This window comes from Telmatospirillum sp. J64-1, assembly GCF_006980715.1.
GTDB classification, from domain to species: domain Bacteria; phylum Pseudomonadota; class Alphaproteobacteria; order Rhodospirillales; family Magnetospirillaceae; genus Oleiliquidispirillum; species Oleiliquidispirillum nitrogeniifigens.
The window spans coordinates 1-10,763 of sequence record NZ_SBHN01000046.1 but is presented as its reverse complement, the minus strand read 5'-3'; the positions used below and the strand labels follow the sequence as shown (position 1 = coordinate 10,763).

The following is a 10,763-nucleotide window of genomic DNA, read 5'->3' as shown; positions in this document are numbered from 1 at the left end:
GGTCACCGTGGTCAACCAGAAGGCCGGCGACATCTACCGCTACATGAACTTCGACCAGATCGAGCAGTTCCGCCAGCTGGCCGATACCGTCAAGCTGCCCGCCTAACAGAACAGGCAGCACAGCAAGACCAGCCCCCGCCGGGAAACCGGCGGGGGCTTTTGCTTGGAACTCAGCCCTGGCCGCCCTCTTCTTCCTCGGGCGGCGGGTTTTCGATCTCTTCCTGGCTGCGCCCGCAGCCGATGCAATAGCCGTCCTCGATGACGCAGATGCCGACACATTCGCTCATCCAAACCTCCTCACATGCTGGGGCCTTGATAGCACAGCTTCGGCGCCGATCCATCGCGGAACGCCCCGGACAGGGAGCTGTCCGGATTCGCGCCGCCTCTCACCAACATTTGGGCAACTCCACCCGCGACTGCGAATACGTCGCATAAATACTTGAAAAACAACACTCTATGCCATAATTCGCCTTGAAACTTCGCCCCCGCCGACTCATTATTACTCCGTTAGTCTGACTACCAGGAGGCGTCGATGAAAGGCAGTCCTCGCGTCATCGAGACGCTGAAAACCCTGCTGACTGCGGAATTGACTGCGGCGGACCAGTATTTCGCCCATTCGCGGATGTTCCTGAATTGGGGCTTCCACAAGCTCTATGAACGCATCGCGCATGAGCGCGAGGAAGAGCTGGAACATGCCGACAAGCTGATCAACCGCATCCTCTTCCTCGAGGGCGAGCCCGACGTGGGACGGCGCGATCCGCTGAACATCGGCACCGATGTCCCGTCGATCCTGCGCAACGACCTGGATTACGAATTGAAGGTCGTCCAAGACCTGCGCGCCGCCATCGCGCTTTGCGAAGAGGAACAGGATTACGAAACCCGCGCCCTTCTGCGCGAGCTCCTCTACGACACCGAGGAAGACCACACCCGCTGGCTGGAGCAGCAGCTAAACCGGATCGACAAGATCGGCCTTCAGAACTATCTGCAATCCGCCATGGGCGGCGTTTCCTCTTCCTCCTCCGCCAGCTGACCGAGACCGGAGACAAAAAGAATGCAGGGCGACAAGGACATCCTCTCCGCGCTGAACGGCATCCTCAAGATTCAACTGACGGCCATCAACCAGTACTTCCTGCATGCCCGCATGCTGAAGAACTGGGGGTTCCGGGATCTGGGCAAGGTCATCTACAAATATTCCATCGAAGAGATGAAAGTCGCCGACGACGTGATCGAGCGCATCCTCTTCCTGGAAGGCCTGCCGAACCTGCAGGACCTGGGCAAGCTGCTGATCGGCGAGGACGTCCCGGAAATCCTTGCCAACGACCTGCGCATGGCGACCCAGGAACATGATGCGCTGATCGCCGCCATCGCCTTGTGCGAAAGCCGCCAGGACTTCGTGACCCGCCATGAGCTGCGCGAGATCCTGGAAGAGAACGAAGAACATATCGACTGGCTGGAAATGCAGATCAACCTGGTCGACAGCGTCGGCCTGGAGAACTACCTGCAATCGGCCATGGGCGAGATCGACGGCTAGAGCATGACGCAGTAAATCCGCATCATGCTCTAGGTTTATACTGACCTTCGCCGGACCCGCCTCGCCCTTCGAGACGCCGCCAAGGCGGCTCCTCAGGGTGAGGCTACTTCATTATTTTCTCTCAACAAAATAGACCTCATGCTGAGGAGTCCCGCAGGGGCGTCTCGAAGCATGGCCGCTTTTCAGACTGTGACGCATATTAAAGGCATCACGGTCTAATCCCCGTTCCCACGCCCCCTCAGCCGACTGCCCTCTCCCGGCCCAGTGCCAACAGCATCTCCTCCAGATCCTTCAGATCGGGGATCACCGTCGTCCCCGCTGGGAAAGGCGAGGTCTCGCCGGGGGCAAGGACGCCGATGAAAGGCGTACCGGCCTCTTCCGCCGCCCTGTAATCGACGATGGCGTCACCGATCATCACGCAGCGGGACGGCGCCCAGCCCCCTTCGTCGAGAAGATGGCAGATGGTCTGGCCCTTGGTTTTCGGCCAGCCGTGAATGGCGGTAAACCCCGCCGTCATCGACCGCGCCTCGGCGATGCGCAGCAATTCCTCTTCCGGCGTCGCCGAGATGATGAACATGGGCAGCCGCCCCTGGTGCCGCTCCACGAAGTCCTTCGCCCCCGCGATCCAGGCGGAGGCGACGACCGCGCTTTCCACGGCGGCGGCGAATTGCTCGACCAGGGCGTTCAGCCGTTCCGGGCTGGGCGCCCGGCCGAACTGGCGCTCCTCGAAACGCGCGATCTTCTCCGCCCGCGACATCCCGCCATTGGCCAGATGAAAGTCGCGGATGGCTTGCTGGACGTCTTCGCCCTGCCCTTCATACAAGGCGGCATAGGCATCCGCCTTGGCATGAAGGGAATCGCACAGCACGCCGTCGAAATCGAAGAAGATCGCATCCCAGAAATCTGCGACCGCATCCTTGGTCATGGTCATGCGCAGGTTCTTTCCTTTCAGTGACGGATCAGCGCGCCATCCAGCCGCCGTCCACGGTCAGGACATGGCCGTGGACATAGCGTGCCGCAGGCGAGGCCAGGAAAACGGCGGACCCGGCGATGTCTTCCGGCGAGCCCCAATGTCCGGCGGGGATGCGTTCCAGGATCTGGCGGTTGCGCGTCTCGTCCGCCTGCAAGGCCGCCGTATTGGCGGTGGCGATATAGCCGGGCGCGATGGCGTTGACGTTCACGCCCTGCCCCGCCCATTCATTGGCCAGGGCCTTGGTCAGCCCGGCCACAGCATGTTTCGCCGCCGCATAGGCCGGCACGAAGACGCCGCCCTGGTAGGACAGCAGCGAGGCGATGGAAATGATGCTGCCCTGCTTGCGCGCCAGCATCCGCTTGCCGGCGGCACGGGACAGGCGCCAGACGGCATCCAGATTGACCGCCATCACCGCCTGCCAGTCCTCGTCCGGATAATCCGCCGCCGGTGCGCGACGGATGATCCCGGCATTGTTGACCAGGATATTGACCGGCCCCAATTCCTCGGCCACCTTGTCCAGCAGCGCTTCGGCTCCGGAAGTGTCCAGACCGGCCAGATCGACCGGGAGAACCAGGGCACGCCGCCCCGCTTGCTCGATTCCCGCCACCGTCTCGTCGGCGCCCCGCCGGTTGGCGGTCACGGCGACATCCGCCCCGGCTTCCGCCATGCCGATGGCAATGGCCTGGCCAATCCCGCTGGCGCCCCCGGTCACCAGGGCCACCTTGCCTGCAAGACTGAATCTGCCTGACATGTTCATCGATCTTCCTTTCTTCCGGCGTCCAAATCCAGGGAGGCACAGGCTACCCGCCTCTTCCACCCTGTCAAATTCTTTCCTTCCCTTGCCGCCCTCCTTCCGGCGCGCCCTTTCCCCTTGACAGCTTGTAATACAAATTGTCAAAGTCGGGCATGGCCTCTACGCCCGACCGGCCCCGGCCATCACTCTTTGCAAGGAAGGCGAAATGAACAGAAGCGAGCTGACGAACGAGGCTCTGGCGACCTCGGTGATTGCGGTGCCCCCGATGGCGCTGAATGCCGACCTGAGCCTGAACTGGGATGCCAACCGCAGCCTGCTCGACCATCTGGAGGATGGCGGCGTCCGCGTGGTGCTGTATGGCGGGAACGCCAATCTCTACAATATCGGCCAAAAGGACTTCGTCACCCTGATCGACTTCCTGGGCAAGAGCGGCCGGCCCGATACTTGGCTGATTCCCTCGGTCGGCCCGGATTACGGGAAGATGATGGATCAGGCCGACATCCTGCGCGATGCCGCCATCCCGACCGCCATGGTCCTGCCCATGACCTTTCCGGCGACGCCCGAGGGCGCGGCCACCGGCATCCGCCGCTTCGCCGACCGCTTCGGCAAACCGGTCATCCTGTATATCAAGTCGGCCACCTATCTGACGCCCAAGCTGGCCGGCAAGCTGGTCGCCGACGGCGTGGCCCAGACCATCAAATACGGCTTCGTCCGTCCCAATCCGGCTGAAGACCCCTTCCTGGAAGAATTGCTGGCGGAAGTGGACCGCAGCCGCGTCATCAGCGGCATCGGCGAACGCCCGGCCGTCTGCCATCTCAGCAAGTTCGGCCTCAACAGCTTCACCTCCGGCTGCGTCTCCCTGGCGCCTGCCCTGTCCATGTCCATCCTGGCGGCAGTCAAGGCGGGCGAGTTGGAAAAGGCGGAAGAGCTGCGCGCCCTGTTCCTGCCGCTGGAAGACCTGCGCGACAGCATCTCGCCGCTGACCACCCTGCACGACGCGGTGACCTTCTCCGGCATCGCCGATATGGGGCCGATCCTGCCCTTGCTGTCGAATACCGATCCGGCCCATCATTCCTCCATCCGCTCGGCCGCCCAGGCCCTGCTGCGCGAAGAGCAGCGCCATCGCCAGGCCCTGTCGGCCCAGGCAGCGCAGTAACCTTGCCTCCGGCCCCTGCCGGAAACGGCGGGGGCATGACCGCAAAAAAGCGGCGGCTCCTCTCGGAACCGCCGCTTTTTCGTGGCCTGCGTCAGGCCTCCAGCTTGCGCCAAGCAGCGACGAAATCCGCTGCCCGCGCAGCGATCTCCTCGACGGTCAGTTTCGGCGAGTAGAGAGCCGATCCGATACCGAATCCCGCCGCCCCGGCCGCCTTGTAGGCCGCCATGCTCTCGGGCGTGATGCCGCCGACCGGCAGCAGCAGCGTGCCCGTCGGCAGGACGGTGCGCATGGCGCGCAGGACGGCCGGCGGCATGGCCTCGGCCGGAAACAGTTTCAGGCCGTCGGCCCCGGCACCCAGGGCGGCGAAGGCTTCGCTGGGCGTGGCGATGCCGGGCAGGCAGGCCATGTCCAGTTCCTTGGCCCGCCGGATCACCGCGACATCCGTATGCGGGCAGACGATCAGCCGTCCACCGGCCCGCGCCACCTCGTCCACCGCCGCCACGCTGGTCACCGTCCCCGCCCCGACCAGGCAAGTCTCGCCCAGGGCATCGGCCATGCGGGCGATGCTGACGAAGGGATCGGGACTGTTCAGCGGTACTTCCAGGATGCGGATACCGGTCCGGGCGATGCTCTGCCCTACCTCGACCGCCTGTTCCGGCGCCACCCCCCGCAGGATCGCCACCAGGGGACAATCGGAGAAATAGGAATGGAAAGACATGATCAGGCCGCCTTCTTGGAAATTCTGTCACCCCTGCGGAACAAGCGCGCCGCCAGGGGCCAGAGCATGATGGAAAGGGTCACGACACCCAGCACCGCCGAGATGGGACGCTCGAAGAAGACGAGGAAATTCCCGTCGGCCTTGATCATCGAGGTGACGAAATTCTCCTCGAGCATTCTCCCCAGCACGACGCCCAGGATGGCCGGTGCGACGGGGAAGCCGTTCTCTTCCAGCAGGAAGCCCAGCACGCCGAAGAACAGCATCAGCGTGACACCGAAGACGGTGTTGTTGATGGCAAAGGCGCCGACCACGCAGAACAGCAGGATCACCGGCATCAGGATATTGCGCGGCACGCGCAGAATGTTCCCCGCCAGCTTGATCACCATCCAGCCCAGCGGCAGCATGATGATATTGGCCAGCACGAAGACCATGAAGATGGCGTAGATGTTTTCCGGATTGTAGAGGAACAGGGTCGGGCCGGGATTGAGGCCCTTGAGATAGAGCACGCCAATGGCAATGGCCGTGATCGAATCGCCCGGGATGCCGAAGACCAGCGCCGGAACCCAGGCCCCGGCCAGGGCGCTATTGTTGGCCGCGCTGCTTTCGGCGATGCCTTCGACATGGCCGGTGCCGTATTTCTCGCGCTCCTTCGAGAATTTCCGGCTGACCGCATAGGACAGCCACGAGGCCATGTCGGCACCCGCCCCCGGCTGCATGCCGACGGCCGTGCCCAACAGGCTGCCGCGCGCCAGCCCCATGCGGTAGCGCCGCAAGGCATCGCTGACGCCGCTGAAGATGCCGCCGATCCGGCCGGTCTCGACGCGCAGATCGGGGTTGGTGTTGACCATGTAGCGCAAGATCTCGGAGACCGCGAACATCCCCACCATCATCGGGATCAGGCTGACGCCGCCCAGAAGCTCGGAATTGCCGAAGGTGAAACGCGGATGGGCGGCAGGGTTCTCCATCCCCACCGCGGCCACCAGCAGCCCCAGGATCAGCGTCACGCCCGCCTTCAAGGCGCTGGCGCTGCCGATGAAGACCGCCCCGGACAGGCCCAGCAGGATCAGCCAGAAATACTCGAAGGACGAGAAGTTCAGCGCGAACTCGGCCAGGGCCGGGGCGAAGCTCATCAGGATGATGGTGCCGATCAGTCCGCCGATGGCGGAGAAGACGAGCCCCACCCCCAGGGCCGTACCGGCCTTGCCCTGCCGCGTCATGGCATAGGCCTCGTCGGCATAGGCCGCCGAGGCGGGGGTGCCGGGCATGCGCAGCAAAGCGCCCGGAATGTCGCCCGAGAAGATCGCCATGGCGGTGGCGGTCACGATGGCCGCGACGGCGGCGACGGGCGGCATGAAGAAGGTGATCGGCACCAGCAGCGCCGTGGCCATGGTCGCGGTCAGGCCGGGAATGCAGCCGACCAGCATCCCGAACATGGCCGACCCCAGGATGACCAGCAGGACATAGGGATCGAGGACGAGCTGGGAGGCCAGCATCAGGTTATTGAAAAGCTCCATCACCGCCCCCTACCACGCCATGTCTTGCAGCAAGCCCCAAGGCAGCGGGACCCGCAGGAACTGATAAAAGACGGTGTGAATGCCCAACGTCGCCAGCACGGCGATGGGCAGCACCAGCACCGGACGCACGCGCAGCGACAGGAACAGGGCGGACAGGATCAGCACCCCGCAAGGGATGAAGCCCAGTTCCTCGGAAAACAGGATGTAGAAGACCAAACCGCCGACGACCAAAGCCACATTGATCAGATGACGCGGCGAGCGGGTCCATTCGCCAAGCCGGATCCAACCCCTGGCCCGGTCCCGCACACCCTGGAAGATCAGGACCAGCGAGGCGATCAGCAACAGGATTCCCAGCAGCCTGGGGAAGGCTGCCGGTCCGATATCCTGTCCGGGGATGGTGGGATAATCGGCGACCACGATCAGGATGGAGGCCGAGAGAATAAGCAGGAGAATCCCGCTTATCGCGTCGTTCATGCGCATGGTCGTCTCCCTTGTATTCTTTGCCGCGGCCTTATCCGGCCGTCACGCACAATTCCGCCGTCCGGGCGATATGGAAAAGGCCACGGACCGTGGCTTCCTCGCCGACGGCGCGGGCGGTCAGGCCGGCATGCTCCAGGGCCTGGACATAACGCGGCGCAAGCTTGGCCCCGCCGACGACCGTCAGGGCCGAAATTGCCTGCCGCTGTCCCAGGCGCTGCCGCGCCTCGGCAATCTCCGCCCCGATCAGCAGGCCGGAAAGATAGGAGGACAGGCTGGAATCGGGCATCATGCCGAACAGGCTGTAGGTGCGCACCGAAAACAAACGGTTCAGCAAACCGCTGTTCGACAGGCCGCCCTCGACGCCCTTGCGGAAGGCGGCGGCATCCTCGGGACCGTCAGTCATCGGCCTGCCGAGAATGCTGTGCTGGCGCAGCAGCGAGAACATCTCGCCGGTCATGAAGGTGGCGAACCACACGATCCGCCCGCCCTCGACCACGGCCCATTTGCTGTGGGTACCGGGGAAGACATAGACGCCGTCACGCATCTGCCCGCCCTCGCCGGCCCCGACCAATTGCACTTCCTCGCCCCGGATGACATCGGGGATACCGTCCGTATCCTCGTAGCGCAGGCCCGGCACCAGCCACAGCCGCCGCCCCTTGGCGGTCTGCAAGAGGGTCAGCCCCGCCGTCAGTTCCTGCGTACCGGCCGGGCAAGGGGCATAGGGAACCTCCATCCAGCCCTGGCGGCTGCCGACCATGCCCGAAGCGATGACCGGCAAGGATTGATGCGCAGCCAGCCAGTGGCCGACCGCATCCTCGAAGACCGTCTCGAACTGGCCGGGGGCAACGGTGATGATGCCCTGCGGGCGGGAGATCTGTTCGAGGATCTCTCCTTCCCCGGACAGCAGATAGGCACGAAAGGAGCTGGTGCCCCAGTCCAGGGCGATGAGAGCGGGTGCGTGCATGACAACCTTCATGAAAAACGGCCGGCGTAAAACAGGCCGGGGGGATGACGCGCATCCCCCCGGCGCGGGCTTTACTTCGCCATGCCGATGGCTTTCATCAGGTTGCCCAGTTCCTCGTCATTCTTGGCCATGAAGGCCTGATAATCGGCGCCGTTCATCCAGACGGGGGTGAAACCGCGCTGGGCCATGAAGTCGCGGAATTCCTGGCTGGCGTGAACCTTCTCCAGGGCGGCGCTCAGCTTGTCGGCGATATCCTGCGGCAGTTCGGCCGGAGCGGCCACGCCGCGCCAGGTGCCCAGGGCGAATTCGACGCCAAGCTCTTCCTTGATGGACGGCACGTCCGGATTGTCGGGATTGCGCTCGTCATCCATGACCAGCAGGTTGCGCACGCGGCCCGCATCGACCACCGACTTGGCTTCCGGCAGGGACACGGTCACCAGGTCGACGCCACCGGCCATCAGGTCCTGCAGCGCCGGGGCCGCGCCCTGGCTGGGCACCCACTGGATCGCCATGGGATCGACATCGGCGGCCTGCAGCATCCCTGCCAGGGCGAGGTGCCAGACGCCGCCCTGGGCCGTACCCGAAGCCTTGATCCGGCCGGGATTGGCGCGGGCAGCCTCGATGATGTCCTTGCCGCTCTTGTATTGGGAGTTTTCCGCCACCTGGACACCGGCCGGATCGACATTGACCAGACCCAGCGGCGTGTAGTCCCGGTAGGTCAGATTCGTCAGGCCCTGCCAGTGCATCATGGCGATCTCGATGGTCACCATGCCGATGGTGTAGCCGTCGGGCCGGGCGGAGGCGATCGCCTGATGGCCGACGACGCCGCTGCCGCCGGTACGGTTGACCACGTTGATCGGCTGCCCCAGTTCCTTCTCCAGCAGCGTGCCGAGCATGCGCGCCACCGCATCGGTGCCGCCACCGGCGCTCCACGGAACGATGAAGGTGATCGGCCGTTCGGGCCAGGCGGCCTGGGCCGCCTGCATCGGCAGGAAGACAGCCGCGGACAGGACGGCGGCGGAAAGGGCGAGAATCTTCTTACGCATGGACATTGCTCCCAATTTTATTCAGTTCTTACAGCCCATTGCACCGCCAGGACCGGGCCTGGCGGTGCGGTTCCAATCTGCGCTGGCTAGGGCATGTACTGGCCGCCATTGACTTCGATGATCTGGCCGGTGACGTAGCCGCTCAGTTCGTCGGAAGCGAGATAGAGGAAAGCGCCGACGCAATCCTCCGGCGTTCCGGCCCGTCCCATGGGGATGGTCCGGACGAAGGCTTCCATCATTTCCGGAGAGGTGTGACGCTCGTGGAAGGGCGTGGTGATGACGCCCGGCGCCACGGCGTTGACCCGGATGTTGTCCTTGACCAATTCCTTGGCGAGACCACGGGTCAGGTTGCTGACGAAGGCCTTCGACGAGGCATAGAATACGGCCCCGACGCCACCGCCCATGCGGGCGGCGATCGAGGTCACGTTGAGGATGTTGCCGCCGCCGGCCTGGCGCAGCCACGGAATCACCGCGCGGCAGCCATTGACCACCGAACGGATGTTCAGCTCGACCACTTCGTCGAACAGGTCGTCATCGAAATCGGCGATGGGGCAACGGCGGACCATGCTGCCGGCATTGTTGATCAGGCCGTCGATACGGCCGAAATGCTTGCCGGTGGCGGCGACGACCTCTTCGATGGCGCCCTTCTTCGACAGATCCCCCCGGATGGCGATGGCCGTGCCGCCCGCCGCCTGGATGCCGTCCACCACGGCGGCAGCCGCCGCCTCGTTGGAATTGTAATGGACCGCCACCAGGGCACCCTGCGCCGCGAAACCCTTCGCCAGGGCGGCACCGATGCCGGTGGAGGCGCCGGTGATGAGATACACCTTGTCGGAGAGATCAGAAATCCGAGTCATCGTTAGCCCTTGCTGACAGGGAGACACCGATCGTCCCCGGACGGGAACGTTTCAGCCTCTCTTCATTAATCCCACAATGTGGAACTATGTTCCGGTAAAAAGTATATTCTTGGGAAATTCGCGCTGTCAACAGCTTGTAAGACAACAGTCGCAATCCTGTAATGCCTCCTCCTTTGCGCCGCTCCAGGCAAAAAAAGAGGGCTTCCCGCCTTGAATGAAGACGTCGAGACCCTCGAAACCGGCTTCTTGGTGACCTTGGCGCCTCGGAGGTTTTTTCATGCCGCAAAGGGCCACCAAGACACAAAGACACCAAGGCTTTGCGCGCATGGCGTCGAGCGTCATCATAGGCGCGAGGGTAACGGCAAGAGAGTGATCCTCAAGGGATTCTGGGCTCTGCCCAAGCCCGCCAAGGGCCACGCCCCCCTTTCCTTTAGCAGGTTGCGGAAAAAGACGGCGCCGTCTGCGCCGAATCGTCACCCTTGCGAAAGCGAGGGTCCATGTGGGGGCTTGTGGAGATGTAAACCGCTCAATACCGACACTGCGGCAGCATGGATTCCCGCTTGCGCGGGAATGACGAGAAAAACAGGAGCTTTTCCCCAGCTTGTTAGAAGAGGGTGGAACGCTTGTTCATGCTTCGAGACGCCGCTTCGCGGCTCCTCAGCATGGAGACCTTTGCGCGGGGGAGGATCGGCCTTTTAGGTGGCAAATCGAGGCTGCTTTGCCCTTAAAAAAACCGCCGCCAGAGCTTGATCTCTGGCGGCGGTCTACGT

General features: G+C 63.7%; 12 protein-coding genes. 3 read left to right on the top strand and 9 right to left on the bottom strand.

What is annotated here, in order from left to right:
* Positions 1 to 170: 170 nt before the first annotated feature.
* Complete coding sequence (locus tag EPD66_RS23205; protein WP_185961588.1) at positions 171 to 287, bottom strand: DUF1289 domain-containing protein; 117 nt, start codon at positions 285 to 287, stop codon at positions 171 to 173.
* Between the two features lie 245 nt (positions 288 to 532).
* Between EPD66_RS23205 and bfr (EPD66_RS23200) the strand changes: the two genes are divergently transcribed.
* Both bfr (EPD66_RS23200) and bfr (EPD66_RS23195) read left to right on the top strand, forming a co-directional pair.
* Positions 533 to 1,030 carry a bacterioferritin gene (gene bfr, locus EPD66_RS23200; RefSeq protein ID WP_142850943.1) on the top strand — a complete coding sequence of 166 codons (498 nt, stop codon included), beginning with the start codon at positions 533 to 535 and terminating at the stop codon, positions 1,028 to 1,030.
* A gap of 21 nt (positions 1,031 to 1,051) precedes the next feature.
* On the top strand, positions 1,052 to 1,531 hold the full coding sequence (gene bfr / locus EPD66_RS23195) for a bacterioferritin (protein ID WP_142850942.1): 480 nt from the start codon (positions 1,052 to 1,054) through the stop codon (positions 1,529 to 1,531).
* A 238-nt stretch (positions 1,532 to 1,769) separates the two neighbouring features.
* On the opposite strand, the gene EPD66_RS23190 is transcribed toward bfr (EPD66_RS23195), so the two are convergent.
* Positions 1,770 to 2,462, bottom strand: a complete 693-nt coding sequence (locus EPD66_RS23190; protein ID WP_142850941.1) for an HAD family hydrolase — start codon at positions 2,460 to 2,462, stop codon at positions 1,770 to 1,772.
* 28 nt (positions 2,463 to 2,490) lie between these two features.
* Positions 2,491 to 3,255, bottom strand: a complete 765-nt coding sequence (gene kduD, locus EPD66_RS23185) for a 2-dehydro-3-deoxy-D-gluconate 5-dehydrogenase KduD (protein WP_142850940.1) — start codon at positions 3,253 to 3,255, stop codon at positions 2,491 to 2,493.
* 208 nt (positions 3,256 to 3,463) lie between these two features.
* On the opposite strand from kduD, the gene EPD66_RS23180 reads away from it, so the two are divergent.
* Positions 3,464 to 4,414, top strand: coding sequence for a dihydrodipicolinate synthase family protein (locus EPD66_RS23180; RefSeq protein WP_142850939.1), 951 nt, complete (start codon positions 3,464 to 3,466; stop codon positions 4,412 to 4,414).
* Positions 4,415 to 4,505: 91 nt separating this feature from the next.
* Here the strand turns inward: EPD66_RS23180 and EPD66_RS23175 are convergent, their stop codons facing one another.
* The 6 genes from EPD66_RS23175 to EPD66_RS23150 form a co-directional block, all read right to left on the bottom strand.
* The gene (locus EPD66_RS23175) at positions 4,506 to 5,132 is read right to left on the bottom strand and encodes a 2-dehydro-3-deoxy-6-phosphogalactonate aldolase (RefSeq protein ID WP_142850938.1); all 627 of its coding nucleotides are present in this window, start codon (positions 5,130 to 5,132) and stop codon (positions 4,506 to 4,508) included.
* A 2-nt stretch (positions 5,133 to 5,134) separates the two neighbouring features.
* Complete coding sequence (locus EPD66_RS23170) at positions 5,135 to 6,646, bottom strand: tripartite tricarboxylate transporter permease (RefSeq protein ID WP_142850937.1); 1,512 nt, start codon at positions 6,644 to 6,646, stop codon at positions 5,135 to 5,137.
* 9 nt (positions 6,647 to 6,655) lie between these two features.
* A complete protein-coding gene (locus tag EPD66_RS23165; protein ID WP_142850936.1) occupies positions 6,656 to 7,126 on the bottom strand; it encodes a tripartite tricarboxylate transporter TctB family protein in 471 nt (156 codons plus the stop codon).
* A gap of 31 nt (positions 7,127 to 7,157) precedes the next feature.
* Complete coding sequence (locus tag EPD66_RS23160; protein ID WP_185961587.1) at positions 7,158 to 8,090, bottom strand: 2-dehydro-3-deoxygalactonokinase; 933 nt, start codon at positions 8,088 to 8,090, stop codon at positions 7,158 to 7,160.
* Positions 8,091 to 8,161: 71 nt separating this feature from the next.
* Positions 8,162 to 9,136 (bottom strand): tripartite tricarboxylate transporter substrate binding protein, encoded by a 975-nt coding sequence (locus tag EPD66_RS23155; RefSeq protein WP_255448624.1) that lies wholly within the window; start codon positions 9,134 to 9,136, stop codon positions 8,162 to 8,164.
* 86 nt (positions 9,137 to 9,222) lie between these two features.
* Entirely contained in the window at positions 9,223 to 9,993 is a 771-nt protein-coding gene (locus EPD66_RS23150) for an SDR family NAD(P)-dependent oxidoreductase (RefSeq protein WP_185961586.1), read from the bottom strand.
* Positions 9,994 to 10,763: the final 770 nt, after the last annotated feature.